The organism is Streptomyces viridosporus (assembly GCF_002078235.1).
Taxonomy (GTDB): Bacteria; Actinomycetota; Actinomycetes; order Streptomycetales; family Streptomycetaceae; genus Streptomyces; species Streptomyces viridosporus.
Genome location: NZ_MSGP01000097.1, coordinates 1 through 26,779, shown reverse-complemented (window position 1 = coordinate 26,779; position 26,779 = coordinate 1). Strand labels below are relative to the sequence as shown.

Annotated in this window: 25 protein-coding genes and 1 pseudogene; 21 read left to right on the top strand and 5 right to left on the bottom strand. The window is 74.4% G+C overall.

What is annotated here, in order from left to right; genetic code table 11:
- Positions 1 to 931, top strand: a 931-nt coding sequence (locus B7L92_RS07045) for a coproporphyrinogen-III oxidase family protein (protein WP_081236597.1), incomplete at its 5' end; no start/stop codon positions are given.
- A gap of 23 nt (positions 932 to 954) precedes the next feature.
- Here B7L92_RS07045 and B7L92_RS07040 read toward each other — a convergent pair.
- Positions 955 to 1,755, bottom strand: coding sequence for a DUF3097 domain-containing protein (locus tag B7L92_RS07040; RefSeq protein ID WP_081236596.1), 801 nt, complete (start codon positions 1,753 to 1,755; stop codon positions 955 to 957).
- Positions 1,756 to 1,783: 28 nt separating this feature from the next.
- The gene (locus B7L92_RS07035; RefSeq protein WP_081236595.1) at positions 1,784 to 2,518 is read right to left on the bottom strand and encodes an MBL fold metallo-hydrolase; all 735 of its coding nucleotides are present in this window, start codon (positions 2,516 to 2,518) and stop codon (positions 1,784 to 1,786) included.
- A 161-nt stretch (positions 2,519 to 2,679) separates the two neighbouring features.
- Here B7L92_RS07035 and hrcA point away from each other — a divergent pair, with 161 nt between their 5' ends.
- The 9 genes from hrcA to B7L92_RS06985 all read left to right on the top strand — a co-directional run bounded on the left by hrcA (position 2,680) and on the right by B7L92_RS06985 (position 13,361).
- Positions 2,680 to 3,696 carry a heat-inducible transcriptional repressor HrcA gene (gene hrcA / locus B7L92_RS07030; RefSeq protein ID WP_081236594.1) on the top strand — a complete coding sequence of 339 codons (1,017 nt, stop codon included), beginning with the start codon at positions 2,680 to 2,682 and terminating at the stop codon, positions 3,694 to 3,696.
- On the top strand, positions 3,697 to 4,833 hold the full coding sequence (gene dnaJ, locus B7L92_RS07025; RefSeq protein WP_004988289.1) for a molecular chaperone DnaJ: 1,137 nt from the start codon (positions 3,697 to 3,699) through the stop codon (positions 4,831 to 4,833).
- A 111-nt stretch (positions 4,834 to 4,944) separates the two neighbouring features.
- Complete coding sequence (locus B7L92_RS07020; protein ID WP_081236593.1) at positions 4,945 to 6,018, top strand: nitronate monooxygenase; 1,074 nt, start codon at positions 4,945 to 4,947, stop codon at positions 6,016 to 6,018.
- The gene (locus B7L92_RS07015) at positions 6,015 to 6,755 is read left to right on the top strand and encodes a 16S rRNA (uracil(1498)-N(3))-methyltransferase (protein WP_081236592.1); all 741 of its coding nucleotides are present in this window, start codon (positions 6,015 to 6,017) and stop codon (positions 6,753 to 6,755) included. Before B7L92_RS07020 ends, B7L92_RS07015 begins: the two co-directional genes overlap by 4 nt.
- Before the next feature lie 455 nt (positions 6,756 to 7,210).
- The gene (locus B7L92_RS07005) at positions 7,211 to 7,765 is read left to right on the top strand and encodes a hypothetical protein (protein ID WP_081236591.1); all 555 of its coding nucleotides are present in this window, start codon (positions 7,211 to 7,213) and stop codon (positions 7,763 to 7,765) included.
- 45 nt (positions 7,766 to 7,810) lie between these two features.
- Positions 7,811 to 11,017: a S41 family peptidase gene (locus B7L92_RS07000; protein WP_081236590.1), complete on the top strand. Its 3,207-nt coding sequence runs from the start codon at positions 7,811 to 7,813 to the stop codon at positions 11,015 to 11,017.
- 53 nt (positions 11,018 to 11,070) lie between these two features.
- Positions 11,071 to 11,424, top strand: coding sequence for a histidine triad nucleotide-binding protein (locus tag B7L92_RS06995; RefSeq protein ID WP_081236589.1), 354 nt, complete (start codon positions 11,071 to 11,073; stop codon positions 11,422 to 11,424).
- A gap of 6 nt (positions 11,425 to 11,430) precedes the next feature.
- The gene (locus tag B7L92_RS06990) at positions 11,431 to 12,336 is read left to right on the top strand and encodes a ribonuclease Z (RefSeq protein ID WP_081236588.1); all 906 of its coding nucleotides are present in this window, start codon (positions 11,431 to 11,433) and stop codon (positions 12,334 to 12,336) included.
- Positions 12,337 to 12,356: 20 nt separating this feature from the next.
- The gene (locus B7L92_RS06985; RefSeq protein WP_081236587.1) at positions 12,357 to 13,361 is read left to right on the top strand and encodes an adenosine deaminase; all 1,005 of its coding nucleotides are present in this window, start codon (positions 12,357 to 12,359) and stop codon (positions 13,359 to 13,361) included.
- Positions 13,362 to 13,364: 3 nt separating this feature from the next.
- Here the strand turns inward: B7L92_RS06985 and B7L92_RS06980 are convergent, their stop codons facing one another.
- A complete protein-coding gene (locus tag B7L92_RS06980) occupies positions 13,365 to 14,708 on the bottom strand; it encodes an MFS transporter (protein WP_081236586.1) in 1,344 nt (447 codons plus the stop codon).
- Between the two features lie 442 nt (positions 14,709 to 15,150).
- On the opposite strand from B7L92_RS06980, the gene B7L92_RS06975 reads away from it, so the two are divergent.
- From B7L92_RS06975 to lgt, 11 genes and pseudogenes are all read left to right on the top strand, one after another.
- Positions 15,151 to 16,497, top strand: coding sequence for a glucarate dehydratase family protein (locus tag B7L92_RS06975; protein ID WP_081236585.1), 1,347 nt, complete (start codon positions 15,151 to 15,153; stop codon positions 16,495 to 16,497).
- A gap of 155 nt (positions 16,498 to 16,652) precedes the next feature.
- A pseudogene (locus B7L92_RS06970) lies at positions 16,653 to 17,912 on the top strand (anthranilate synthase component I); the annotation flags it as partial.
- A gap of 41 nt (positions 17,913 to 17,953) precedes the next feature.
- On the top strand, positions 17,954 to 18,595 hold the full coding sequence (locus B7L92_RS06965; RefSeq protein ID WP_081236584.1) for a TIGR02234 family membrane protein: 642 nt from the start codon (positions 17,954 to 17,956) through the stop codon (positions 18,593 to 18,595).
- A gap of 133 nt (positions 18,596 to 18,728) precedes the next feature.
- On the top strand, positions 18,729 to 18,980 hold the full coding sequence (locus B7L92_RS06960; RefSeq protein ID WP_081236583.1) for an HGxxPAAW family protein: 252 nt from the start codon (positions 18,729 to 18,731) through the stop codon (positions 18,978 to 18,980).
- 76 nt (positions 18,981 to 19,056) lie between these two features.
- Positions 19,057 to 19,491, top strand: coding sequence for a DUF2752 domain-containing protein (locus B7L92_RS06955; protein ID WP_107501396.1), 435 nt, complete (start codon positions 19,057 to 19,059; stop codon positions 19,489 to 19,491).
- A 175-nt stretch (positions 19,492 to 19,666) separates the two neighbouring features.
- A complete protein-coding gene (gene trpC, locus B7L92_RS06950; RefSeq protein WP_004989346.1) occupies positions 19,667 to 20,476 on the top strand; it encodes an indole-3-glycerol phosphate synthase TrpC in 810 nt (269 codons plus the stop codon).
- A 22-nt stretch (positions 20,477 to 20,498) separates the two neighbouring features.
- Positions 20,499 to 20,750: a tryptophan biosynthesis modulator TrpM gene (gene trpM / locus B7L92_RS43600; RefSeq protein ID WP_081236582.1), complete on the top strand. Its 252-nt coding sequence runs from the start codon at positions 20,499 to 20,501 to the stop codon at positions 20,748 to 20,750.
- A 58-nt stretch (positions 20,751 to 20,808) separates the two neighbouring features.
- Positions 20,809 to 22,095 carry a tryptophan synthase subunit beta gene (gene trpB / locus B7L92_RS06940; RefSeq protein WP_081236581.1) on the top strand — a complete coding sequence of 429 codons (1,287 nt, stop codon included), beginning with the start codon at positions 20,809 to 20,811 and terminating at the stop codon, positions 22,093 to 22,095.
- Complete coding sequence (trpA, locus tag B7L92_RS06935) at positions 22,092 to 22,910, top strand: tryptophan synthase subunit alpha (protein WP_081236580.1); 819 nt, start codon at positions 22,092 to 22,094, stop codon at positions 22,908 to 22,910. Before trpB ends, trpA begins: the two co-directional genes overlap by 4 nt.
- 123 nt (positions 22,911 to 23,033) lie before the next feature.
- Positions 23,034 to 23,810 carry a DsbA family protein gene (locus B7L92_RS06930; protein ID WP_081236579.1) on the top strand — a complete coding sequence of 259 codons (777 nt, stop codon included), beginning with the start codon at positions 23,034 to 23,036 and terminating at the stop codon, positions 23,808 to 23,810.
- Between the two features lie 124 nt (positions 23,811 to 23,934).
- A complete protein-coding gene (gene lgt / locus B7L92_RS06925; protein WP_081236578.1) occupies positions 23,935 to 24,954 on the top strand; it encodes a prolipoprotein diacylglyceryl transferase in 1,020 nt (339 codons plus the stop codon).
- 87 nt (positions 24,955 to 25,041) lie between these two features.
- Here lgt and B7L92_RS06920 read toward each other — a convergent pair whose 3' ends face one another.
- On the bottom strand, positions 25,042 to 25,872 hold the full coding sequence (locus tag B7L92_RS06920; RefSeq protein ID WP_081236577.1) for an HpcH/HpaI aldolase/citrate lyase family protein: 831 nt from the start codon (positions 25,870 to 25,872) through the stop codon (positions 25,042 to 25,044).
- Positions 25,869 to 26,779, bottom strand: a 911-nt coding sequence (locus tag B7L92_RS06915) for a CaiB/BaiF CoA transferase family protein (protein ID WP_081236576.1), incomplete at its 5' end; no start/stop codon positions are given. The genes B7L92_RS06915 and B7L92_RS06920, both read right to left, overlap by 4 nt.

Here is a 26,779-nt window from a genome sequence, read left to right as displayed (position 1 = left end):
CACCCTGCTGGCCGCCGACGACCTGGTCCGGATGCTGGGGGCGATCCGCGAGGAGTTCGGGCTGGCGGCGGACGCGGAGGTGACCACCGAGGCCAACCCGGAGTCGGTCGACCCGGCCTATCTGGCGACCCTGCGGGCCGGCGGCTTCAACCGGATCTCCTTCGGCATGCAGAGCGCCCGGCAGCACGTGCTGAGGATCCTCGACCGCACCCACACCCCCGGCCGCCCCGAGGCGTGCGTCGCCGAGGCCCGCGCGGCGGGCTTCGAGCACGTCAACCTCGACCTGATCTACGGCACCCCCGGCGAGTCCGACGACGACTGGCGGGCCTCGCTGGACGCGGCCCTCGGCGCCGGGCCGGACCACGTCTCGGCGTACGCGCTCATCGTCGAGGAGGGCACGCAGCTCGCCCGCCGCATCCGGCGCGGCGAGGTCCCGACGACCGACGACGACGTCCACGCCGACCGGTACCTGATCGCCGAGGAGACCCTGTCGGCGGCGGGCTTCGCGTGGTACGAGGTGTCGAACTGGGCCACCTCCGAGGCGGCCCGCTGCCTGCACAACGAGCTGTACTGGCGCGGCGCCGACTGGTGGGGCGCGGGCCCCGGCGCCCACAGCCACGTCGGCGGCGTGCGCTGGTGGAACGTGAAGCACCCCGGGGCGTACGCGGCGGCGCTGGCGGAGGGACGGTCGCCGGGGGCGGGGCGCGAGCTGCTGAGCGACGAGGACCGCAGGGTCGAGCGCATCCTGCTCGAACTCCGCCTCGAGGAGGGCGTCCCCCTCTCCCTCCTGCGCCCGGAGGGCCTCGGGGCGGCCCGCCGCGCCCTGGCGGACGGCCTGCTCCGGCCGGGCCCGTACGAGGAGGGCCGCGCGGCCCTCACCCTGCGCGGGCGGCTGCTGGCGGACGCGGTGGTGCGGGACCTGGTGGACTGACGCGGAGGGCGCCGCCGCGGGCGCTACGGGGCCGTGACGAAGTCGATCAGTTCCTCGACCCGGCCCAGGAGCTGCGGCTCCAGGTCCTTGTAGGACCGCACCCGGGACAGGATGTGCTGCCAGGCCGCCCCCGTGTTCTCCGGCCACCCCAGCGCCCGGCACACGCCCGTCTTCCAGTCCTGGCCGCGCGGCACCCGGGGCCACGCGTCGATGCCCAGGGACGACGGTTTCACCGCCTCCCAGACGTCGATGTACGGATGGCCCACCACCAGGGCGTGCTCGCTCGTCACCGACTCGGCGACGCGCCACTCCTTGCTGCCCGGGACCAGGTGGTCCACCAGGACACCGAGGCGGGCGTCCGGGCCGGGGGAGAAGTCCTCGACGACGGAGGGCAGGTCGTCGACGCCCTCCAGGTACTCCACGACCACGCCCTCGACGCGCAGGTCGTCGCCCCACACCTTCTCGACCAGCTCGGCGTCGTGCCGGCCCTCGACGTAGATGCGCCCCGCGCGGGCCACCCGCGCGCGTGCGCCGGGGACGGCCACCGAACCGGACGCCGTACGGGTGGGCCGCGGCAGGCCGGCGGCGGGCCGCACCAGGGTCACCGCGCGGCCCTCCAGCAGGAAGCCGCGCGCCCGGAGCGGGAACACGCGGTGCTTGCCGAAGCGGTCCTCCAGGGTCACCGTGCCCGCCTCGCAGCGGATCACCGCGCCGCAGAAGCCGGTGCCGGGCTCCTCCACCACCAGGCCGGGCTCGGCCGCGACCTCCGGCACGGGCTGCGGCTTCTTCCACGGAGGGGTCAGATCGGCGGAGTACTGGCGCATTCTGATGACGATACGAGGAGCCCGTTCGTCAGGAGCGGTGCGACACGCCGAAACGGGCCGCCAGGGCGTCGCGTTGGGCCCGGACGAACGCCGCGTCCACCACCGCTCCGTGCCCGGGGACGTACCGCGCCTCCTCGCCGCCCAGCTCCAGCAGCCGGTCCAGGGCGGCCGGCCAGTGGGACGGCACGGCGTCGGGGCCCGCCTGCGGCTCGCCCGACTCCTCCACCAGGTCGCCGCAGAAGACCACCCCCGGATCGCCGGGGACCAGCACCGCGAGGTCGTGGGCCGTGTGCCCCGGGCCCACGTCCGCCAGCAGCACCTGCCGACCGCCCGGGCCGAGGTCGAGCGCCAGCTCGCCGCGCACCGTGCGGTGCGGCCGGACCAGCGCGTCCACGGCCTCCTCCGCCGCCCGCGCGTCCAGCCCGTGGCGCACCGCGTCCGCGCGCAGCTCCTCCCGCCCGTACGCCGGCGCCGCGCCCGCTCCCTCCGCGCCGAACACCTCCGCGCCCGCGAACTCCGCCGCCCCGAGGACGTGGTCGAAGTGGGGGTGGGTGAGCGCGAGATGCGTCACACGACGGCCGGTGAGCGCCTGCGCCTCGGCCCGCAACCGTGCGCCCTCGGCCAGGCTCGAGCCCGCGTCGACGAGCAGCACGGCGTCCGCCCCGACGACGAGCCCCGCCGTGCAGTCCCACACCGGCAGCCGGCACCGCCCCACTCCGGGCGCCACCCGCTCCCACCCCGCCTCTTCCCAAGTCACGGTCATACCGGGACGCTATCCGGGACGACGCCGCGCAGCGCGACGGCGCGGGACCGGCCTTGCCCGGGCAGTACCCCCCGGCCGTACACTGGGCCGGGGAAGTCTGGCACTCGCGTGCGAAGAGTGCCAGTGAGGTTACCGGGCGGAAGCTACTGGAGGTGTGCGCGATGCTCAGCGAACGCAGGCTCCAGGTGCTGCGCGCGATCGTCCAGGACTACGTCGGCACCGAGGAGCCCGTCGGCTCCAAGGCGCTCACCGAGCGGCACCGGCTCGGCGTCTCCCCGGCCACCGTGCGCAACGACATGGCGGCCCTGGAGGAGGAGGGGTACATCGCCCAGCCGCACACCAGCGCCGGGCGCATCCCCACCGACAAGGGCTACCGGCTGTTCGTCGACAAGCTCGCCGGGGTCAAGCCGATGACCGCGCCCGAGCGGCGCGCCATCCAGAACTTCCTCGAGGGCGCCGTCGACCTCGACGACGTGGTGGCCCGTACGGTGCGGCTGCTCGCGCAGCTGACCCGGCAGGTCGCCGTCGTGCAGTACCCGTCGCTGACCCGTTCGACGGTGCGGCACGTGGAACTGCTGTCCCTCGCGCCCGCGCGCCTGATGCTGGTGCTGATCACGGACACCGGCCGGGTCGAGCAGCGCATGGTCGACTGCCCGGCCCCGTTCGGGGAGACGTCCCTGGCGGACCTGCGCGCACGGCTCAACAGCCGGGTCGCGGGCCGCCGGTTCACCGACGTGCCGAACCTGGTGGAGGACCTCCCGGAGGCCTTCGAGGCCGAGGACCGCGGTACCGTCTCGACGGTCCTCTCCACCCTCCTGGAGACGCTCGTCGAGGAGAACGAGGAGCGGCTGATGATCGGCGGCACCGCCAACCTCACCCGCTTCGGGCACGACTTCCCCCTCACGATCCGGCCCGTCCTGGAGGCGCTGGAGGAGCAGGTCGTGCTCCTCAAGCTGCTCGGCGAGGCGAAGGATCCGGGCGTGACCGTCCGCATCGGTCACGAGAACGCCCACGAAGGACTCAACTCCACGTCCGTCGTGTCGGTCGGCTACGGTTCGGGCGGCGAGGCTGTCGCCAAGCTCGGCGTGGTCGGACCGACCCGCATGGACTACCCCGGAACGATGGGAGCGGTACGCGCAGTGGCACGGTACGTCGGACAAATCCTGGCGGAGTCATAGGTGGCCACGGACTACTACGCCGTACTCGGCGTACGCCGCGACGCGTCGCAGGAAGAGATCAAGAAAGCCTTCCGGCGGCTCGCCCGCGAGCTGCATCCGGACGTCAATCCGGACCCGAAGACCCAGGAGCGGTTCAAAGAGATCAACGCCGCCTACGAGGTGCTGTCGGACCCGCAGAAGAAGCAGGTCTACGACCTCGGCGGCGACCCGCTCTCGCAGTCCGGCGGCGGTGGCGCGGGCGGCTTCGGGGCCGGTGGCTTCGGGAACTTCTCCGACATCATGGACGCGTTCTTCGGCACGGCGTCGCAGCGCGGGCCGCGCTCGCGCACCCGCCGCGGCCAGGACGCGATGATCCGCATCGAGGTCGAACTCGACGAGGCCGCGTTCGGCACGACCAAGGACATCCAGGTCGACACGGCGGTCGTCTGCACCACCTGCAGCGGCGAGGGCGCCGCTCCGGGCACCAGCGCGCAGACCTGTGACATGTGCCGCGGCCGCGGTGAGGTCTCGCAGGTCACGCGGTCCTTCCTGGGCCAGGTCATGACCTCGCGCCCGTGCCCGCAGTGCCAGGGCTTCGGCACCGTCGTCCCCACCCCGTGCCCGGAGTGCGCGGGCGACGGCCGGATCCGCTCCCGGCGCACGCTCACCGTCAAGATCCCGGCCGGTGTCGACAACGGCACCCGGATCCAGCTCGCCGGTGAGGGCGAGGTCGGCCCGGGCGGCGGTCCCGCCGGCGACCTGTACGTCGAGATCCACGAGCTGCCGCACCCCACCTTCCAGCGGCGCGGCGACGACCTGCACTGCACGGTCACCATCCCGATGACCGCGGCGGCCCTCGGCACCAAGGTGCCGCTGGAGACGCTGGACGGCATGGAGGAGGTCGACATCCGGCCCGGCACCCAGTCCGGCCAGTCGATCCCGCTGCACGGCCGGGGCGTCACGCACCTGCGCGGCGGCGGCCGGGGCGACCTCGTCGTCCACGTCGAGGTCCAGACCCCGACCAAGCTCGACCCCGAGCAGGAGCGGCTGCTGCGCGAACTGTCCAAGCTCCGCGGCGAGGAACGCCCGCAGGGGCAGTTCCAGCCGGGTCAGCAGGGGCTGTTCTCCCGGCTGAAGGACGCGTTCAACGGACGCTGAGCGGAGCTATCCGCGAGGGCCGGGACCGGCTCCCGCGGAGCTCCGGGAAGTGGCCCGGGCCGAGGGACGGGTCGGTTCTGGTTCGTCCGGGGGACGTGACAACATGCCGTCATGTCCTCCGTGCTGACCGAGCTCTTCCCGCACCCGATCGTGCAGGCTCCCATGGCGGGCGGTGTCTCCGTGCCGCAGCTGGCCGCCGCCGTGTCCGAGGCGGGCGGGCTCGGGTTCCTCGCCGCCGGGTACAAGACCGCGGACGGGATGTACCGGGACATCAAGCAGATGCGGGGACTGACCGGCAGGCCCTTCGGCGTCAACCTCTTCCTGCCCCAGCCGGAGACGGCCGACCCCGCCGCCGTCGGCGTCTACGCCCACCAGCTGGCCGGGGAGGCCGCCTGGTACGAGACCGAGCTCGGCGACCCCGACGGCGGCCGCGACGACGGCTTCGACGCCAAGCTCGCCGTCCTCCTGGACGACCCGGTGCCGGTGGTGTCGTTCCACTTCGGCGTGCCGTCCCGTGAGGCCCTGGACTCCCTCCACCGCGTCGGCACCTTCACCCTGGTCACCGCCACGACCACGGAGGAGGCCCGGGCCGTCGAGCGGGCCGGCGCGGACGCGGTGATCGCGCAGGGCGTCGAGGCCGGCGGCCACCAGGGCACCCACCGGGACGTCCCGGAGGCGGACGGCTCCGGCGTCGGGCTGCTGGCCCTCGTCGCCCAGGTCCGGGAGGCCGTGGGCATCCCGGTCGTCGCCGCCGGCGGCATCATGCGCGGCAGCCAGATCGCCGCGGTGCTCGCGGCCGGCGCCGCCGCGGCCCAGCTGGGCACGGCCTTCCTCGCCACCCACGAGTCCGGCGCGCACGCCCTGCACAAGCAGGCCCTGACCAACCCCCTGTACGTCCGCACCGAGCTGACCCGGGCCTTCTCCGGCCGCCCCGCCCGCGGGCTGGTCAACCGCTTCCTGCGCGAGCACGGTCCCTACGCGCCCGCCGCCTACCCGGACGTCCACCACCTCACCGCGCCCCTGCGCAAGGCCGCCGCCCGGGCCGGGGACGCGCAGGGCATGGCGCTGTGGGCGGGCCAGGGCCACCGGATGGCCCGGGAGCTGCCCGCCGGGCGGCTGGTGGAGGTGCTGGTCGCCGAACTGGCCTCCGCCCGGGCGGCGTTGTCGGCGGGAGGTGCCCGATGACCGCGCCGGTGTTCGTCGTCGACCACTTCGGCACGGACGGCGCGGGCCGTTACGTGCTCGACGGCCCCGAGGGCCGGCACGCCGTCTCCGTGAAGCGGCTGCGGGCCGGGGAGAGCGTCGTCCTCACCGACGGCGCGGGCCGCTGGGCCGAGGGCGAGGTGGAGGGCACCGAGGGCAAGGACCGCCTGGTCGTGGCCCTCGGCGACGTCGTCGAGGAGCCCGCGGAGTCCCCCCGGCTGACCGTCGTCCAGGCGCTGCCCAAGGGCGACCGGGGCGAGCTGGCGGTGGAGACGATGACCGAGGTCGGCGTCGACGCGATCGTGCCGTGGTCGGCGGCGCGCTGCGTCACGCAGTGGAAGGGCGAGAGGGGGCTGAAGTCCCTCGCCAAGTGGCGGGCGACGGCCCGCGAGGCCGGCAAGCAGTCCCGCCGGGTGCGCTTCCCCGAGGTCGCGGACGCGGCCACGACCAAGCAGGTCGCCTCACTCCTGGCCGGTGCCGCCTTCGCCGCCGTCCTGCACGAGAGCGGCACCGAGCCCCTCGCGACCGCCGAACTCCCCGCCTCCGGTGACATCGTGCTGGTCGTCGGGCCCGAAGGCGGCGTCTCGCCGGAGGAGTTGGAGCTCTTCGCACAGGCCGGAGCCAGGCCCTACCGCCTGGGCCGCAGTGTCCTGCGCACCTCCACCGCCGGCACCGCGGCGGCGGCCGTGCTGCTGGCCCGCACGGGCCGCTGGTCCTGACCGCCCCGGTCGGCCGTCCGTCGCGCGGCGGGCGGCGACCGCCGGGAACAGTTCCCAGCCGTCCGGCTCCGCGGGCCCCCCGAGCAGTCCGCGCCGGAGCGCCTCATCGACGAAGGCCCGTACGACACCGGGCTCGTGCGGGTTGAGCGCCGCGTGCCCGCCGAGGGCCACGCCCCCTGAGTGCAGGAAGCCGTCGGGGACGAGGCGTCCCTCGCCGCCCCGGAACACCCGGTGGGTCGTCGTGGTGCCCCGGGCCGGCGCGAGGACTTCCGCGCAGGGGCCCTCGGTGCTGTGCCGGTGACGCACCGACCACGGGCGGACGACCGTTTCGCCTGCCGTGGCTCCCTCCGCGAGGAGTCTCCTGACCCGGCGTCCGTTGCGCATCGGCCCGGGGTGGTGCGGAGTGGCCGTATGCGCCCTACCGCCCCGGCGGTGACGGTGGCAGGCTGCCGTCCATGGGGGCGTTGAGGAACAGGGCCCGGAGCGGGGCACGGTGGCGGCGGCCGGTGGTGGCCGCCGGGTTCGTGGTGGCCGCGGTGGGCGGGAGCGTGGCGTGCGAGCCGGGCGGGCTGAGTTCCGCGGCGGTCGCGTACACCACCGACGAGACCGTGACCGAGGAACTCGACCGGCGCAAGACCGGGGTGCGGTGGCTCAACTGCACCGCGTCCTTCGGCGACGAGGACGGCCCGTCGTCCTCGGCCTCCTCCGGGAGCGAGGACACCGTCGCCTCGGTCGACTGCGAGGGGGAGACCGAGGACGGCAAGGAGATCACCGTCACCGGGAAGGTCACCCACGCCGTGAACGGGGCCTGCGTACGCGGGAACCTCACCGTCGAGGTGGGCGGCAAGCGGCTGTTCCGGGTCGACGGTCTCGGCGACTGCGACGCCACCAGCCCGCCGCCGGTGGGCGAGCCCACCAGGGGCGGGCCGGCCCCCACCGTCACCGTGACCGTCACGACGACGGTGTGGTGCGACCAGTACCCCTCCTGTCGCCCGGTCGAGGGCAAGTGATCCCGACCCCTGTCCAGGCCGCGGGCGCTTGCGTAGGGTGATCGGGTGACACAGCCTGCATCGGTCGCATCCGCCGCGTATCTTCGATTCCCGCACCTGCACGGCGAGTTGGTCGCCTTCACCGCCGAGGACGACGTGTGGCTCGCACCGCTCGACGGCGGCCGGGCCTGGCGGGTCAGCGCCGACAACGTGCCGGTGACCCACCCGCGCATCTCACCCGACGGCACCACCGTCGCCTGGAGCTCCACCCGCGACGGCGCCCCCGAGGTGCACGTCGCGCCGGTCGACGGCGGACCCGCCGAGCGCCTCACGTACTGGGGGAACCTGAAGACCCAGGTGCGCGGCTGGACCCCGGACGGGCGGGTCCTGGCACTCAGCGCCCACGGCCAGCCGAGTCTGCGCCGCACCTGGGCCCGCGCCGTCCCCCTGGACGGCGGCCCCGCCACCACCCTCCCGCACGGCCCCGTGGGCGACGTCGTCCTCGGCCCGCACACCGTGCTGCTGTCCGCGCCGATGGGCCGCGAGGCCGCCTGGTGGAAGCGGTACCGGGGCGGCACGGCGGGCAAGCTGTGGATCGACCGCGAGGGCGACGGCGAGTTCGTCCGCCTCCACGAGGACCTCGACGGGAACATCGAGTACCCGCTGTGGGTCGGGGCCAGGGTCGCCTTCCTCTCCGACCACGAGGGCACCGGCGCCCTGTACTCCTCCCTCGCCGACGGCTCCGACCTGCGCCGGCACACCCCCCTCGGGGGCTTCTACGCCCGCCACGCGGCCACCGACGGCACCCGCGTCGTCTACTCCGCCGCCGGCGAACTCTGGATCCTGGACGACCTGGACGGGGCCGAGCCGCGCCGGCTCGACGTCCGGCTCGGCGGGCAGCGCGCCGACCTCCAGCCGTTCCCGGTGAACGCCGCCCGCTGGTCCGGCTCCGCCTCCCCCGACCACACCGCGCGCGGCAGCGCCGTCTGCGTCCGCGGCACCGTCCACTGGGTCACCCACCGCTCCGGCCCCGCCCGCGCGCTCGCCGCGACCCCGGGCGTCCGCGCCCGGCGGCCCCGCACCTTCCGCGCGAACGGCGAGGAGTGGGTGGTGTGGGTGACGGACGCCGAGGGCGACGACGCCCTGGAGTTCGCCCCCGCCACCGGCCTCGCCCCGGGCGCGACCCCGCGCCGCATCGCCGCCGGACGGCTCGGCCGCGTCCTGGAACTCGCCATGGCCCCCGACGGCAGCCGCGCCGCGATCGCCTCGCACGACGGCCGCGTCCTGCTCGTCGAACGCGAGACCGGCGAGGTCCGCGAGGTCGACCGCAGCGAGGACGGCGACGTCTCCGGGCTGGCGTTCTCGCCCGACTCCGCCTGGCTCGCCTGGTCCCACCCCGGCCCGCGCCCGCTCAGCCAGCTCCGCCTCGCCAACACCACCGACCTGTCGGTCACCGAGGCGACCCCGCTGCGCTTCCAGGACTACGCGCCCGCCTTCACCCTCGACGGCAAGCACCTCGCCTTCCTGTCGACCCGCTCCTTCGACCCGGTCTACGACGAGCACGTCTTCGACCTGGCCTTCGTCGAGGGCGTCCGCCCGTACCTGATCACCCTCGCGGCGACCACCCCGTCCCCGTTCGGACCGCAGCGGCACGGCCGCCCCTTCGAGACACCGGACCGGGACGAGACCCCCGACAGCGAGGGCACCCCCACCACCCGGATCGACCTCGAGGGCCTCGCCGACCGGATCGTGCCGTTCCCGGTCGAGGCCGCCCGCTACACCAACCTGCGCGCCGCCAAGGACGGGGTGCTGTGGCTGCGGCACCCGGTGCGCGGGGTGCTCGGCGCCTCCCGGGCCACCCCCGACGACCCCGACCCCAAGACCGACCTGGAGCGCTACGACCTCGCCCAGCAGCGCATCGAGCACCTGGCCGTGGACGCCGACCACTTCGAGGTCAGCGGCGACGGCAAGCGGGTGCTGCTGTGGACCGACGGGCGGCTGAAGGTCGTGCCCAGCGACCGGCGCGCGTCGAACGACGACGACAGCGACACCAACATCACCGTCGACCTCGGCCGGGTCCGCCAGTTCGTCGACCCGGCCGCCGAGTGGCGGCAGATGTTCGACGAGGCCGGCCGCATCATGCGGGACAACTTCTGGCGGCCGGACATGAACGGCGTCGACTGGGACGGCGTCCTCGACCGCTACCGGCCCGTCCTCGACCGCCTCGCCACCCACGACGACCTCGTCGACCTGCTCTGGGAGGTGCAGGGCGAGCTCGGCACCTCGCACGCCTACGTCACCCCGCGCGGCGGATACGGCGACGGCGCCCGGCAGGGGCTCCTCGGCGCGGACATCTCCCGGCACGAGGACGGCGCCTGGCGCGTCGACCGCATCCTGCCGTCCGAGACCTCCGACCCCGACGCCCGCTCCCCGCTCGCCGCGCCCGGCGTCGCCGTCCGCCCCGGCGACGCGATCGTCGCGGTCGCCGGACAGCCGGTCGACCCGGTGGCCGGGCCCGCCCCGCTGCTGGTCGGCACGGCGGGCAGACCGGTCGAGCTGACCGTCTCCCCGGCCGGCGGCGGCGACCCGCGCCACGCGGTCGTCGTCCCCGTCGCCGACGAGGAACCGCTGCGCTACCACGCCTGGGTCGCCGACCGCCGCGCCTACGTCCACGAGAGGTCCGGCGGCCGCCTCGGCTACCTCCACGTCCCCGACATGCAGGCCCCCGGCTGGGCGCAGATCCACCGCGACCTGCGCGTCGAGGTGCTCCGCGAGGGCCTGGTCGTGGACGTGCGGGAGAACCGCGGCGGCCACACCTCCCAGCTCGTCGTGGAGAAGCTGGCCCGGCGGATCGTCGGCTGGGACCTGCCGCGCGGCATGCGGGCGGAGAGCTACCCCCGGGACGCGCCCCGCGGTCCGGTGGTCGCCGTCGCCAACGAGTTCTCCGGCTCCGACGGCGACATCGTCAACGCGGCGATCCGGGCGCTCGGCATCGGCCCGGTGGTCGGCACCCGCACCTGGGGCGGTGTGATCGGCATCGACAGCCGCTACCGCCTGGTCGACGGCACCCTCGTCACCCAGCCCAAGTACGCCTTCTGGCTGGAGGGGTACGGCTGGGGCGTGGAGAACCACGGCGTCGACCCCGACGTGGAGGTGGTGCAGCGGCCGCAGGACCACGCGGCGGGCCGGGACGCGCAACTGGACGAGGCGGTCCGCATCGCCCTGGAGGCCCTGGGGACGACGCCCGCGAAGACACCGCCCGCGCTGGACTGACCGGTCCGGATACGATGCCCGGGTAAGCGATCACCCGGGCGTGAGGAGGCCGCATGGCAGGGGAACCGCAGGACGACTGCCTGTTCTGCAAGATCGTCGCGAAGCAGGTCCCGGCGACGATCGTCCGGGAGACGGACACCACCGTGGCGTTCCGTGACATCAACCCCCAGGCGCCCACCCACGTCCTGGTGATCCCGAAGGCGCACCACCGGGACGCGGCGGCCCTCGCCGCCGCCGCGCCCGACCTCGCGGCGGACGTGCTGCGCGAGACGCAGGCCGTCGCGGACGAGGAGAAGCTGGAGAGCTACCGCGTCGTCTTCAACACCGGCGCCGGCGCCGGCCAGACCGTCTGGCACGCGCACGCCCACGTCCTGGGCGGTCGCGGCCTCGAGTGGCCCCCCGGGTAAGCGGCCTTGTCCGTACGCGAACTGGTGGTGCTCGGCACCGCCAGCCAGGTTCCCACCCGGCACCGCAACCACAACGGCTACCTGCTGCGCTGGGACGGTGAGGGCTTCCTGTTCGACCCCGGCGAGGGCACGCAGCGCCAGATGCTGCGCGCCGGGGTCGCCGCGCACGACCTGAACCGCATCTGCGTCACCCACTTCCACGGCGACCACTCGCTCGGCCTCGCCGGGGTGATCCAGCGCATCAACCTCGACCGGGTGCCGCACGAGGTCACCGCCCACTACCCGCGCTCCGGGCAGCGCTTCTTCGACCGGCTGCGGTACGCCACCGCCTACCGCGAGACCGTCGCCCTCACCGAGGCCCCGGTCGACGTGGACGGCCCGCTGGCCGTCACCCCCGGCTACACGCTGGAGGCGCGCAGGCTGTCGCACCCCGTCGAGTCCTTCGGCTACCGCCTGCTCGAACCCGACGGCCGGCGCATGCTGCCCGACCGGCTGGCCGCGCACGGCATCAAGGGCCCGGACGTCGGCCGCCTCCAGCGCGAGGGCGCCCTCGGCGGGGTCTCCCTGGAGGACGTCAGCGAGGTGCGGCGCGGGCAGCGGTTCGCGTTCGTCATGGACACCCGGCTCTGCGAGGGCGTGTACGCGCTCGCCGAGGGCTGCGACATGCTGGTCATCGAGTCGACCTTCCTCGACGAGGACGAGGAACTCGCCGTCGAGCACGGCCATCTGACCGCCGGCCAGGCGGCCCGGGTGGCGCACGAGGCGGGTGTGCGCCACCTCGTCCTCACCCACTTCAGCCAGCGCTACACCGACCCCGCGGAGTTCGAGCGGCAGGCACGGGCCGCCGGATACGACGGGGACCTGACCGTGGCGCACGATCTGCTGCGCGTGCCACTTCCGAAGCGTCGGTGAAACGCCCGTACGATAGCTCGATGCCCGTACCGAAAGCCGAACTGCACCTTCATATCGAAGGCACCCTCGAACCCGAGCTCGCCTTCGCCCTCGCCGCGCGCAACGGCGTCGACCTGCCCTGGGCCGACACCGACGCGCTCCGCGAGGCGTACCGGTTCCAGGACCTGCAGTCCTTCCTGGACCTGTACTACGTGCTGATGGCGGTGCTGCGCACCGAACGGGACTTCGAGGACCTCGCCGACGCCTACCTCGCCCGCGCCGCGGCGCAGGGCGTGCGGCACGCGGAGATCTTCTTCGACCCGCAGGCGCACCTGTCCCGGGGCGTCTCCATGGACACGGTCGTCGAGGGCCTGTGGCGGGCCCTGGGCCGCAGCACGGAGACGCACGGCGTCTCCACCCGGCTGATCATGTGCTTCCTGCGCGACGAGTCCGCCGAGTCGGCGATGGCCACCCTGGACGCCGCGAAGCCGTACCTGGACCGCATCACCGGCGTCGGCCTCGACTCCGCCGAGGTCGGGCACCCGCCGGTGAAGTTCCGCGAGGTGTACGAGGCCGCCGCCGCGCTGGGCCTGCGGCGCGTGGCGCACGCCGGTGAGGAGGGGCCGCCGGAGTACATCACCGAGGCCCTGGACGTCCTCGGCGTCGAACGGGTCGACCACGGGCTGCGCTGCATGGAGGACCCGGCGCTGGTGGAGCGGCTGGTGCGCGAGCGCGTCCCGCTGACCCTGTGCCCCCTGTCGAACGTCCGGCTGCGCACGGTGGACACCCTCGCCGACCACCCGCTGCCCGCGATGCTCGACGCGGGCCTGCTGTGCACGGTCAACTCCGACGACCCGGCCTACTTCGGCGGTTACGCGGGCGACAACTTCACCGCGGTGCGCGAGACGCTGGGCCTCGGCCCGGAACGCCTGCGCGAGCTGGCCCGCAACTCCTTCCTCGCCTCCTTCCTGGAGGACGACGAGGAGCGGCGGGCGCGGTACCTGGCCGAGGTGGAGGCGTACGACTTCGCGGGCGACGCCCCGTAGCCCTCAGCCGATCCCGGGCGCCCGGGTCGCCGCCGCCGTGTCGTAGGCGCCCCGGGCGGGGGAGGGGGTGCCGTCGACCGGGATCTCCACGACCGGCTGCTCCGGGGCGCCGACCTCGGGCACCGCGCCCGTGGGGGTGCCCGTGGCGGCGGCGACCACGGCGGCCGGGTGGCCGCCGCGGCGCCGGACCGCGCCCGGCAGCAGCGGACGCCCGCCGGTGTGCAGGGCGACGGCGGTCATCGGCAGGGCGACCAGCAGCAGGCCGGCGCCGAGCACCGCGCCCATGACGGGGAAGCCGGCCTGCGCGGACAGCACACTGCCGGTCAGCGGCCCGGCGGCGGTGCCCAGCGAGGACGCCGACCCCACCAGCACGGCCCAGCGCCCGCGCGGATCCAGCGAGGCCGCGAGCCCGATCAGGTACGACAGGACCACCGGGTAGACCGTGTTCCAGGCGATCTCCCCGGCCGCGAAGCTCCCCAGCCCGGTGGCGGAGGCGCTCAGCGCGATGCAGCCGGCGATGAGGACGGTGCCGCCGCCGATGGGCAGCGCCCGCCCCAGCCGCGATCCCAGCGCGCCCGCCGCCATCACGCCCAGCAGCCCGGCGCCCAGCGCCACGGCGAAGACGACGCCGACGGTCGGCTCGCTGAGGTGCGCCTGCGTGACGCCGATCCGTCCGCTCATGCCCCACAGCGCGTTCTGGGCGAGCGACCAGAACACCATGGCGCCGGCCAGCACGAGCCCCGAACGCCGGTGCGGGAGACGGGCCGGGCCGGTGCCGCCGACCGGTCCGGGGTTCGCGTGCCGGGACCCGGACGTGCCGGCGGGCAGACGGGAGGTCAGCGGCCACACGGCCAGCGCGGTGAGGGCGACGGCGGCCAGGGTGAGGCCGTGTCCCGGCAGGTGGGGGACCGTCAGGTACACCACGCCCGCCAGCGCGGAGACGCTGAGCAGACCGAGCGTGGAAGCACGGTGCGGATCCGGTTCGGCGGCGATCCGGGTGGCGGCGACGGTGGTGGCCGTCCCCGAGCCGAACCCGCCCACCACCGCGCAGGCGACGACGACCGGCACGGTGGTGGTGAGCGCGGCGGTGCCGTAGCCGAGGACGGCCAGGACGAGCCCGAGCCGGGCCAGGTTCCGCGCCCCGGTCCGCTGCACGCGGGAGGCCAGCAGGAACCCGGCGGTCGCCGAGCTCAGCAGCAGCGCGCTGCCGACGGCTCCGGCCTGGGTCGCCGAGAGGCCGAGGCCGCGTTCCAGCCGGCCGACGGTGGTCGGCAGCAGATACGGGGCGAGGTACCCGGCCGTGAAAAGGGCGACGAGGGGCCAGGGGGTGGTGCGAGGGGCGAACACGGGCGTTCCCGGGGCGTGCGAAAGGGACGGTGTGAAAAAGGAGATGGGGGGCGACGACCGTCGACGGACAGGAACGCGCGGGCAATTTGTATCAAGCAGGGGGACGGCTACGGGAGCGAGCAAGGCGTGATCTACGTCACTCCTGCGTTTGGGGTTCCGGAACCCGGGTAACAGAAGGCGCCGCCCTGGTGAACAGCCCCGCCATGCGCGGAAACCCCGCCTTCACCCTCGCCCGGTTCTCCGCGTCGCGGCGGCGGCCCGCTCCTCGCGCTCCGGCGCCGACGGACCGCCGGTGCCCGGGGGCACCGTTGACGGGTTCATGTTCGCGTACCTAACCTCCATTCCCATACATGGATGACGTCTCCACGGGGAGACGGGCACGGCGGCCCGGCCGCCCCGAAGCCCCGCTCTCCGCCGGACCCGACCTCGTAGGAGTCGCCCTGTGGCCCGCGACCTGACCGTGACGGAGGTCCGGCTGACGCCGATCCTCGTCTCCGACCCGCCCCTGCTCAACACGCAGGGCGTCCACCAGCCGTACACCCCCCGCCTGATCGTGGAGGTGGTGACCGCCGACGGGACCACGGGGCTGGGCGAGACCTACGGCGACACCAAGTACCTGGAACTGGCCCGGCCGCTCGCGGACCGACTGGTCGGCCGCCGGGTCAGCGACCTGAACGCCCTGTTCACGGATGCGGACGAAGTGGCCGTCGATGCCTCCCGGGTCTCCGGCCAGGTCGACGTCGGCGGACTGCGCGGTGTGCAGACCGCCGACAAGCTGCGCCTGTCCGTGCTCTCCGCCCTCGAGGTCGCCTGCCTCGACGCCCTCGGCAGGTCCCTCGGCCTGCCCGTGCACGCGCTGCTCGGCGGCAAGGTGCGCGACGCCGTCGAGTACAGCGCGTACCTCTTCTACAAGTGGGCCGAGCACCCCCGGGGCGTGGCGGCGGAGAAGGACGACTGGGGCGCCGCCCTCGATCCGGCCGGCGTCGTCGAGCAGGCCCGGACCTTCAAGGAGCGGTACGGGTTCACGTCCTTCAAGCTCAAGGGCGGAGTCTTCCCCCCGGACGAGGAGATCGCGGCCGTCCGCGCCCTGGCCGACGCGTTCCCCGGCCACCCCCTGCGCCTCGACCCCAACGGCGCCTGGTCCGTGGAGACCTCGCTGAAGGTGGCCGAGGAACTCGGGGACGTCCTGGAGTACTTGGAGGACCCCGTTCTCGGAACCCCCGCCATGGCCGAGGTCGCCGCCCGCTCGCGGGGGGCGGCGCGAAGCGCCTCGGACGAGGGCGGTGGCGGGCGGCGGACGGGCGTGCCGCTCGCCACCAACATGTGCGTGACGACGTTCGCCGAGATCGAGGAGGCCTTCACCCGGGGCGCCGTGCAGGTCGTCCTCTCCGACCACCACTACTGGGGCGGGCTGCGCAACACCCAGCACCTCGCCGCCGTCTGCCGCGCCTTCGGCGTGGGCGTCTCCATGCACTCCAACACCCACCTCGGGATCAGCCTCGCGGCGATGACCCACGTGGCGGCCACCGTCCCGAACCTGCACCACGCCTGCGACTCCCACTACCCCTGGCAGTCGGAGGACGTCCTCACCGAGCGCCTCGCCTTCGAGCACGGCACCGTACGGGTCCCCGACGCACCCGGACTCGGCGTCGAACTCGACCGCGACCGGCTCGCGGCCCTGCACCGGCGGTGGCTGGCGGACGACGGCCGCCTCCGCGACCGCGACGACGCGGCCGCCATGCGGATCGCCGACCCGGACTGGGTCACCCCGGCGGTGCCGCGCTGGTGACCCGCCCGGTGGGGGAGCGCGGAGGCGGCCCGCCGTGACGTGACGCGGCCGTGCCGACGGTGGTGTGGTGCAGACTGGCCTGAACCGCACCATGCAGGGAGCGCACCGTGATGGCGTCCACCGCGTCCACCGCCTCCGCCACGACCAGCGAGAAGGCACACACCGAGGAAGCACACCGCCCGACCCAGGTCGACCCGCTCGCCGCGCTGCGCGCCACCCTCGAGACCCTGCACACCCCGCACGACCTCGCCCACGACCTCGGCCTGCCGCCCTTCACCGGCGGCATGGTCGGCTACCTCGGCTACGACGTCGTGCGCCGCCTGGAGCGGATCGGCCCCGGCGAGCGGGACGACCTGAGGCTGCCCGAGCTGACCATGCTGCTCACCAGCGACCTGGCCGTCATGGACCACTGGGAGGGCACCGTCTGGCTGATCGCCAACGCGATCAACCACAACGACCTCGAGACCGGCGTCGACGAGGCCCACGCCGACGCCGTGGCCCGCCTCGACGCCATGGAGGCCGACCTCGCCCGCCCGGTGGCCCAGCCCCCGGCCGTGCTGCCGCCCTCCGAACTGCCCGAGTACACCGCGCTGTGGGGCGGCCCCGACTTCCAGCGGGCCGTGGAGGACGTCAAGGAGCGCATCCGCGCGGGCGAGGCCTTCCAGGTCGTCCCCTCCCAGCGGTTCGAGACCCCGTGCACGGCGAGCGCCCTGGACGTCTACCGGGTCCTGCGCGCCACCAACCCCTCGCCGTACATGTACCTGTTCCGCTTCGACGGCTTCGACGTGGTGGGCTCCTCCCCCGAGGCCCTGGTGAAGGTCGAGGACGGGCAGGCGATGGTCCACCCCATCGCCGGCACCCGGCACCGCGGCGCCACCCCGCAGGAGGACCAGGCCCTCGCCGACGAACTGCTCGCCGACCCCAAGGAGCGCGCCGAGCACCTCATGCTCGTCGACCTGGGCCGCAACGACCTCGGGCGGGTCTGCGAGCCCGGCTCGGTCGAGGTCGTCGACTTCATGTCGATCGAGCGGTACTCGCACGTCATGCACATCGTCTCGACGGTCACCGGCCGGGTGGCGGCCGACCGCACCGCCTTCGACGTGCTCACCGCCTGCTTCCCGGCCGGCACCCTCTCCGGCGCGCCCAAGCCCCGCGCGATGCAGATCATCGACGAACTCGAGCCGTCCCGGCGCGGACTGTACGGCGGCTGCGTCGGCTACCTCGACTTCGCCGGCGACTCCGACACCGCCATCGCCATCCGCACCGCGCTGCTGCGCGAGGGCACCGCGTACGTCCAGGCCGGCGCCGGGATCGTCGCCGACTCCGACCCGGTCGCCGAGGACACCGAGTGCCGCAACAAGGCGGCCGCGGTGCTGCGCGCCGTGCACACGGCGAACCGGCTGGTAAAGCCCTGAGACGAACCCCGGGTGACGGTTCGCCCGGGGTTCGGGTGATAGTGGAGTACGTGACTGCTGCACCCCACCCCCGTTCCGAGGCCGCCGGCTCCGCCCGGGCCGGCCGCCTCAGCCTCGCCGCCGCCCTGCTGTGCGGCGCCCTGGGCGCGGCCGTGGCCCTGCTCGCCACCCGGCAGCAATGGTCGGAGGGCACCGCGCGCGTGGCCGGCGGCGCCTTCCCCCTGACCGCCCGGGGCAGCGACGTCACCGGCGTCCCCGCCGCCCTGGCCGTCGTGGGCCTGGCCGCGCTCGTCGCCGTCTTCGCCGTCCGCCGCGCCGGCCGTCTCGCCGTCGCCGCGCTGCTCGCCCTCGCCGGCGCGGGCACCGTGACGGCGGCCCTGGTCGGAGCCTCGGACGGCTCCGCGCTCGACGAGAAGGCCGCTCGGGCCTCCGGCGACACCTCCGCCACGGTGGAGGCCCTCACCCACACCGCGTGGCCCTACGTCGCGGCCGTGGGCGGCGCGCTGATCCTGCTGGCCGGGCTGCTCGCCCTGCGCTACGGCCGGCTGTGGCCCGCCATGTCCGGCCGCTACGAACGGGGCGGTGCCCCCCGGGAGCGCCGCAGGGCCCCCGCCGTGGACCCCGACCGCCCCGAGGACCTCTGGAAGGCCCTCGACCGCGGCGAGGACCCGACCGGCGCCTGAGACCCGCGGGCGGGGCCCTCGGACGCCGCTCAGCGCGCCGGGGAGCACCCCCGCTCACCGCGCGGGCGTGTGTGCGGGACAATGAGCGTTGAGCGTCCTGCTCAGACACGTACACAGCAACGAGGAGCAAGCAATGGCGGGCAGCAGCCACGGTCACACCCCGGCCGCCTGGACCGGTGTCATCATCGCCTTCATCGGTTTCTGCGTCGCGGGCATGTTCATGGTGATGGCCCAGCCCGTCGGCTTCTGGGCGGGCATGGGCCTGGTGATCCTCGGCGCCGTCGTCGGCGGCATCATGAGCGCGATGGGCATGGGCCAGCCGAAGCACAACCACCCGGTGCACCGGACCACCGGTGACCGCGAGCCGGCCCGCGCCGAGGGCTGAGCACGGCGGGGCACTCCCGACAGGGGCGGCCGGCACGGTGGTGCCGCACCCGCCCCTGCCGCGTGTCCGGGGCACAATGCACAGCGTGAACGTCCCCGATCCCGGCACGACCCGCGGCAGGGCGGCCCGGCTGGCCGTCCCCGCGGGGGTGCTCGCCGCCGTCGCCGGGGCCTTCGCCTACGTCGGGGCCGTGGACCCCAACGAGCCCGGCCACTACCCCGCCTGCCCGCTGCTGCGCCTCACCGGCCTGTACTGCCCCGGCTGCGGCGGACTGCGCAGCGCGCACGCCGTCGTCCACGGCGACCTCCCGGCCGCCCTCCAGGCCAACGCGCCGGCCGTCCTCGGCTACGCGTGCTTCGCCGTACTGTGGACCGTATGGGTGGTCCGCGCGGTGCGCGGGAGGCCGACGAGGCTCGCCCCCCCGCCGGTGCTCCTGTGGACCCTGGGGACGTTGCTGCTGGTCTTCACGGTTGTCCGGAACCTGCCGTTCGGTGGCTGGCTCCATCCTTGATCGACAGGTGAATGTCCAGGTAGTGGGACCGGCGTCAACCGGATGCGGGGCATACGCCCGGCTGCGGATACCATCGCAGTGACCACCGGTTTCGTCCGACGACCCGACCCCGGAGGCGGGTCCGCGGCGGAAACCGACGCATCGAAGACCCACCGTCTGGAAGGGGGCCGCTCGCGTGAGTGTGCTCGACGAGATCATCGACGGAGTCCGGGCCGACCTCGCGGAGCGGCAGGCGCGCGTCAGCCTCGACGAGCTCAAGGAGCGCGCGGCGAAGGCTCCGGCGGCCAAGGACGGCGCGGCCGCCCTGCGCGGCGACGGCGTCAAGGTGATCTGCGAGGTCAAGCGCTCCAGCCCGTCCAAGGGCGCGCTCGCCGCGATCGCCGACCCGGCCGGACTCGCCGCCGACTACGAGGCGGGCGGCGCGGCCGTCATCTCCGTCCTCACCGAGGAGCGCCGCTTCGGCGGCTCGCTGGCCGACCTGGAGGCGGTCCGCGCGCGGGTGGACATCCCCATCCTGCGCAAGGACTTCATCGTCACCTCGTACCAGCTCTGGGAGGCCCGCGCGTACGGCGCCGACCTCGCGCTGCTGATCGTCGCGGCCCTCGACCAGCCGGCCCTGGAGTCGCTGATCGAGCGCGCCGAGTCCATCGGGCTCACCCCGCTCGTCGAGGTGCACGACGAGGACGAGGTCGAGCGGGCGGTGGACGCGGGCGCCAAGGTCATCGGCGTCAACGCGCGCAACCTCAAGACCCTCGAGGTCGACCGCGGCACCTTCGAGCGGGTCGCCCCCGAGATCCCCGCCCACCTGGTCAAGGTCGCCGAGTCCGGCGTCCGCGGCCCGCACGACCTCATCGCCTACGCCAACGCCGGCGCCGACGCCGTCCTGGTCGGCGAGTCCCTCGTCACCGGGCGCGACCCGAAGACGGCGGTCTCCGACCTGGTGGCGGCCGGCGAGCACCCCGCACTGCGGCACGGCCGCGGCTGACCCCCCGATAGGCTTGGCCCCGATGACGCCCCCGCTCCCCCTGGTGACCAGGGACCCGTACGCGCGCCTGGCGAGAGGCTGCCGCCCGCGCGGCTGCCGCGCGCCCGCCCGCCGCGTCCACGGCCGCCGGGTGCGGTACGTCATCGGCGACGAGCCGGGGCAGGTGAACGGCATGCGATGGCAGCGACCGGTCCGAAGGGGCGCGGGGCTGCAGCCGGACACGCGACGTCGTCGCGCGGTCGCGACCGACCGCGACGGGTCCGCAGCCGACTGATCATCCCCGCCCCCACGGCGAACAGTGTTCCTCCCCGCACTCACCGTGAGGTTTCCGCATGCCCAGCACCTTCTTCCTCCCCGATCCGGAGGGGCAGACGCCCAACGCCGAGGGCTACTTCGGCGCGTTCGGCGGCAAGTTCATCCCGGAGGCGCTCGTCGCCGCCGTGGACGAGGTCGCCGTCGAGTACGACAAGGCCAAGGCCGACCCCGAGTTCGCCCGTGAGCTCGACGACCTGCTGGTCCACTACACCGGCCGCCCGAGCGCCCTCACCGAGGTGCCCCGGTTCGCCGAACACGCCGGCGGCGCCCGGGTCTTCCTCAAGCGCGAGGACCTCAACCACACCGGCTCCCACAAGATCAACAACGTGCTCGGCCAGGCCCTGCTGACCAAGCGCATGGGCAAGACCCGCGTCATCGCCGAGACCGGCGCCGGCCAGCACGGCGTCGCCACCGCCACCGCCTGCGCCCTGTTCGGCCTCGACTGCACCATCTACATGGGCGAGATCGACACGCGGCGCCAGGCCCTCAACGTGGCCCGGATGCGCATGCTCGGCGCCGAGGTCATCGCCGTGAAGTCGGGCAGCCGCACCCTCAAGGACGCCATCAACGAGGCGTTCCGGGACTGGGTCGCCAACGTCGAGAGCACCCACTACCTCTTCGGCACCGTCGCCGGACCGCACCCCTTCCCGGCGATGGTCCGCGACTTCCACCGCGTCATCGGCGTCGAGGCCCGCCGCCAGTTGCTGGAGCGAGCCGGACGCCTTCCGGACGCCGCGGTCGCCTGCGTCGGCGGCGGCTCCAACGCCATCGGCCTGTTCCACGCCTTCATCCCCGACGCGAGCGTCCGCCTCATCGGCTGCGAACCCGCGGGGCACGGCGTCGAGACCGGCGAGCACGCGGCCACGCTGACCGCGGGCGAGCCCGGCATCCTGCACGGCTCGCGCTCCTACGTCCTCCAGGACGACGAGGGCCAGATCACCGAGCCGTACTCCATCTCGGCGGGGCTCGACTACCCGGGCATCGGGCCCGAGCACGCCTACCTCAAGGACTCCGGCCGCGGTGAGTACCGCGCGGTCACCGACGACGCCGCGATGCAGGCCCTGCGGCTGCTGTCGCGCACCGAGGGCATCATCCCGGCCATCGAGAGCGCCCACGCGCTGGCCGGCGCCCTGGAGGTCGGCAGGGAGCTGGGCGGGGACGGGCTGATCGTCGTCAACCTGTCCGGCCGCGGCGACAAGGACATGGACACCGCAGCCCGTTACTTCGGGCTCTACGACACCGACGCCGAGGTCGCCGCCGACGAGGCCGGCGGCGCCGCCGAGATCGAGGGGGACGCCAAGTGAGCGGGAACATCCAGTTGCTGACGGACACCCTCGCCGCGGCGAGGGCCGAGGGGCGCTCGGCGCTCATCGCCTACCTCCCGGCCGGGTTCCCGACCGTGGACGGCGGCATCGAGGCGGCCAAGGCCGTCCTCGACGGCGGCGCCGACGTCGTGGAGGTGGGCCTGCCGCACAGCGACCCCGTCCTCGACGGCCCCGTCATCCAGACCGCCGACGACATCGCCCTGCGCGGCGGCGTGCGCATCGCCGACGTGCTGCGCACGGTCCGCGAGGCCCACCGGGCCACCGGCAAGCCGATCCTCGTCATGACGTACTGGAACCCCATCGACCGCTACGGCGTCGAGCGGTTCACCGCCGAACTCGCCGAGGCGGGCGGCGCCGGGTGCATCCTGCCCGACCTGCCCGTCCAGGAGTCGGCGCTGTGGCGGGAGCACGCCGACAAGCACGGCCTCGCCACGGTCTTCGTGGTCGCGCCCAGCAGCAAGGACGCGCGGCTCGCCGAGATCACCGCGGCCGGCAGCGGCTTCGTCTACGCCGCCTCCCTGATGGGCGTCACCGGCACCCGCGAGTCGGTCGGCGCGCAGGCCCGGGACCTGGTGGAACGCACCCGGGCGACCGGCTCCGGACTGCCGGTCTGCGTCGGGATCGGCGTCTCCACCCCCGCCCAGGCCGCCGAGGTCGCCGGCTTCGCCGACGGCGTGATCGTCGGCTCGGCCTTCGTCAAGCGGATGCTGGACGCGCCCGACCGCGCCGCCGGCGTCGAGGCCGTCCGCGCGCTCGCCGGTGACCTGGCCAAGGGCGTGCGCGGCCTGGCGTAGGACACGGGCGGGGCGGGCCGGGGCGACCGGCCGGAGATCCGCAGGTAGTCATACGGGTCCCTCGTACGGGTGGACCTACGGTCGGGGAGGCGCGGTGCGCCTCCCCGGTTCGTTCTGCGGGGTGTGAGCGAGAAGAATCATGAGGGAAAGCGCACCGCCCGGGAGCGGCTGGCGGTCGAGCGCGAGAAGCAGAAGACGGCGGAGAAGCGGCGCCGCGGCCTGATCGTGGGCGCGAGCGTGGTCTGCGTCCTGGGGCTCGCGGCGGTGATCGGCGTCGTCGCCGCCAACGCCGGCAAGGACGACGAGAGCGACTCGGCGGGCCCGGTCGTCACCCCCGCGGGCGCGCTGGGCGAGGACGGCACCGCGATCCCGGTCGGCAAGAAGGACGCCAAGGCCACGCTCACGGTGTGGGAGGACTTCCGCTGCCCGGCCTGCAAGGCCTTCGAGCAGGCCTACGGCCCGACCATCAACGAACTGACCGCGGCGGGGCAGCTGAAGGTGGAGTACCACCTGGTCACCCTCATCGACGGCGGCATGGGCGGCACCGGCTCCCGCAACGCGGCCAACGCCGCCGCCTGCGCCCAGGACGACGGGAAGTTCGCCGCGTACCACGAGGTGCTGTTCACCAACCAGCCGATGGAGAGCGACGACGCCTACGCCGACAACGACAGGCTCATCGAGCTGGCCGGCAAGGTCGACGGCCTCGACACCCCGGCCTTCCGCTCCTGCGTCGAGGACGGCAAGCACAACAGCTGGGTCGTCAAGTCCCACGAAGCCTTCCAGAAGGGCGGCTTCACGGGCACGCCGACCGTCCTGTTCGACGGCAAGAACATCTACCAGGACCGCTCGATGACCCCGGAGAAGCTGAAGCAGATGGTGCAGGAGGCCAACAAGGACTAGCCGCGCCTAGCCGCGCCTAGCCGCGCCTAGCCGCGCCGTCCCGGGAATTCCGGGCCCCTGTTATGGAGCCGTAGCCGGGCTGCCCGCCGTGCGGCCGGTCCGGCAGGGTAGCGTCGACCCTGCCATGGAACTTGCCTACATTCCCAGCCCGTCGAGCGGGGTGCTGTACCTCGGCCCCGTCCCGCTGCGCGGCTACGCGTTCTGCATCATCATCGGCGTCTTCGTAGCCGTGTGGCTCGGCAACAAGCGCTGGATCGCCCGGGGCGGGCGGGCCGGCACGGTGGCCGACATCGCCGTCTGGGCCGTGCCGTTCGGTCTCGTCGGCGGCAGGCTCTACCACGTGATCACGGACTACCAGCTGTACTTCAGCGAGGGCCGTGACTGGGTGGACGCCTTCAAGATCTGGGAGGGCGGCCTCGGCATCTGGGGCGCGATCGCGTTCGGTGCGCTGGGGGCGTGGATCGGCTGCCGGCGCCGGGGCATCCCCCTGCCCGCCTACGCCGACGCCGTCGCGCCGGGCATCGCCTTCGCCCAGGCGATCGGACGCTGGGGCAACTGGTTCAACCAGGAGCTGTACGGACGGGCCACGGACCTGCCGTGGGCGGTGGAGATCACCTCCTCCGCCGACGGGCGGGTCGCGGGCACCTACCACCCGACGTTCCTGTACGAGTCGCTGTGGTGCATCGGCGTCGCCCTGCTGGTGATCTGGGCCGACCGGCGTTTCCGGCTCGGGCACGGACGGGCGTTCGCGCTGTACGTCGCCGCGTACTGCGCGGGCCGGTTCTGGATCGAGTACATGCGCGTCGACGAGGCCCACCACATCCTGGGCCTGCGGCTGAACAACTGGACCTCGGTCCTCGTCTTCCTGCTCGCGGTGCTGTACATCGTGCTGTCGGCGAGGAAGCGGCCGGGACGCGAGACGACGGTGGAGCCGGGAGCCGCCGGTGCCGACGGCGAGCCCGGTGCCGTGGAGAAGGACGGGGCGGAGCCGACCGGGGCCGAGGGCGACGCCCCGGCCAAGGAGGACTCCGAGACCTCCGAGGGCTCCAAGGCTTCCGAGACCTCCGAGAGCTCCGAGAGCTCCGAGAGCTCCCAGGGTTCCGAGGCCTCCAAGGACGGGGCCGGTTCGGCGAAGAAGAGCTGACGGCCCGCGGGACGACGCCGAGGGCGCCCGGAGACGTTCCGGGCGCCCTCGGCGTGTGCCGGGCGGTGGTTCCCTGCGGCCCTCGGATCAGGTCCGGCGGGCCAGGGACAGGGTGCGCCGGGCCTCCGCCACCGCCGCCGCGTCGATGAACCTGCCGTCGGGCAGGGCCTGGGCGCCCTGCTCGGCCGCCGCCGCCTTGACGATCTCCTCCGCCTGCTCGATCTCCTCCGCGCCGGGGAGGTAGGCCCGCTCGATGACCGGCAGCTGGCGGGGATGGATCGCGGCGCGGCCCAGGAAGCCCAGGGCGCGGCCGTGGGCGCAGGAGGCGAGGAGGCCCTCCAGGTCGCGGATGTCCGGGTGGACGGACTGGGTGGGCGGGGCCAGGCCCGCCGCCCGCGCGGCCACGACCACGCGGGAACGGGACCAGTCGAGGCCCGCGTCGCCCTGCAGCCCGAGGTCGGCCCGCAGGTCCGCCTCGCCGATCGCGATGCCGCGCAGGGACGGGTGGGCGGTGGCCACGGCGTGGGCCCGTTCGATGCCGAGGGCCGACTCCAGCAGGGCGTACAGGGGGAGCGCACCGCCGTGCGCGGACACGGCGCGCCGCGCGACGCGCACGACCTCGGCGGGGGAGGACACCTTGGGCAGCCGCAGACCGGACAGGCCCGGCGCCGGGACGACGGCCGCGAGGTCGGCCTCGCCCCAGGGGCCGCCCGGGGCGTTGACGCGGACGTGGACCGGCACCGGCTGCGGGTCGTGCAGCAGTTCGGCGGTGGCCGCGCGGGCGTAGGCCTTGCGGTTGGGGGCGACCGCGTCCTCCAGGTCGATCACCACCACGTCGGCCCCGCAGGCGAGCGCCTTCGCCACCACGGCCGGACGGTCCCCGGGGGCGTACAGCCAGGTCAGCGGGGTGTCCGTCACAGGGCGCCCTCCGCGCGCAGCGCCGCGAGGTCGGCCGGGGTGAGGCCCAGCTCGGTCAGGACCTCCTCGGTGTCCGCGCCGTGCGGGCGGCCCGCCCAGCGGATCGCGCCCGGGGTGGCGGAGAGCCGGAAGAGGACGTTCTGCATGCGCAGCGGACCCAGCTCGGGGTCGTCGACCGTGGTGATCGTGTCCAGGGCCCGGTACTGCGGGTCCGTCATCACGTCGCGGACGTCCTGGACGGGGGCGACGGCCGCCTCCGCCTTCTCGAAGGCCGCCAGTACGTCGGCGCGGGTGTGCCGGGCGATCCAGCCGCCGACCGCCTCGTCCAGGACGTCCGCGTGCCGGGCCCGGCCGGCGCCGGTGGCGAACCAGGGTTCGTCGATCAGCTCCGGCCGGCCGACCAGCGCCATCACGCGTTCGGCGACCGACTGGGCCGAGGTGGAGACGGCGACCCAGCTGCCGTCGGCGGTGAGGTAGGTGCCCCGGGGGGCGTTGTTCTGGGAGCGGTTGCCGGTGCGGGGCTGGACGTGGCCGAGCTGGTCGTACCAGGTCGGCTGGGGGCCGAGCACGGTGAGGATCGGCTCGATCAGCGCCATGTCGACGACCTGGCCCTCCCCGGTGCGCTCGCGGCCGGCCAGCGCGGTCATGACCGCGTACGCCGTGGTCAGGCCCGCGATGGAGTCCGCCAGGCCGAACGGCGGCAGGGTCGGCGGGGCGCCCGGTTCGCCGGTGATCGCGGCGAAGCCGCTCATCGCCTCGGCGAGGGTGCCGAAGCCCGGGCGGTGCGCGTACGGGCCGAACTGGCCGAAGCCGGTGACCCGGACCAGGATCAGGCGGGGGTTGACGGCCGACAGCTCGGGCCAGCCCAGGTCCCACTTCTCCAGGGTGCCGGGGCGGAAGTTCTCGA

Bases quoted from the DNA above. Each gene is read 5' to 3' on its own strand.
- B7L92_RS07040 (WP_081236596.1), bottom strand. From the start codon at position 1,755: ATGCGCCAGTACTCCGCCGATCTGACCCCTCCGTGGAAGAAGCCGCAG.
- B7L92_RS07035 (WP_081236595.1), bottom strand. From the start codon at position 2,518: ATGACCGTGACTTGGGAAGAGGCGGGGTGGGAGCGGGTGGCGCCCGGA.
- hrcA (WP_081236594.1), top strand. From the start codon at position 2,680: ATGCTCAGCGAACGCAGGCTCCAGGTGCTGCGCGCGATCGTCCAGGAC.
- B7L92_RS07020 (WP_081236593.1), top strand. From the start codon at position 4,945: ATGTCCTCCGTGCTGACCGAGCTCTTCCCGCACCCGATCGTGCAGGCT.
- B7L92_RS07015 (WP_081236592.1), top strand. From the start codon at position 6,015: ATGACCGCGCCGGTGTTCGTCGTCGACCACTTCGGCACGGACGGCGCG.
- B7L92_RS07005 (WP_081236591.1), top strand. From the start codon at position 7,211: ATGGGGGCGTTGAGGAACAGGGCCCGGAGCGGGGCACGGTGGCGGCGG.
- B7L92_RS06995 (WP_081236589.1), top strand. From the start codon at position 11,071: ATGGCAGGGGAACCGCAGGACGACTGCCTGTTCTGCAAGATCGTCGCG.
- B7L92_RS06985 (WP_081236587.1), top strand. From the start codon at position 12,357: ATGCCCGTACCGAAAGCCGAACTGCACCTTCATATCGAAGGCACCCTC.
- B7L92_RS06960 (WP_081236583.1), top strand. From the start codon at position 18,729: ATGGCGGGCAGCAGCCACGGTCACACCCCGGCCGCCTGGACCGGTGTC.
- B7L92_RS06955 (WP_107501396.1), top strand. From the start codon at position 19,057: ATGCACAGCGTGAACGTCCCCGATCCCGGCACGACCCGCGGCAGGGCG.
- trpM (WP_081236582.1), top strand. From the start codon at position 20,499: ATGACGCCCCCGCTCCCCCTGGTGACCAGGGACCCGTACGCGCGCCTG.
- trpB (WP_081236581.1), top strand. From the start codon at position 20,809: ATGCCCAGCACCTTCTTCCTCCCCGATCCGGAGGGGCAGACGCCCAAC.
- lgt (WP_081236578.1), top strand. From the start codon at position 23,935: ATGGAACTTGCCTACATTCCCAGCCCGTCGAGCGGGGTGCTGTACCTC.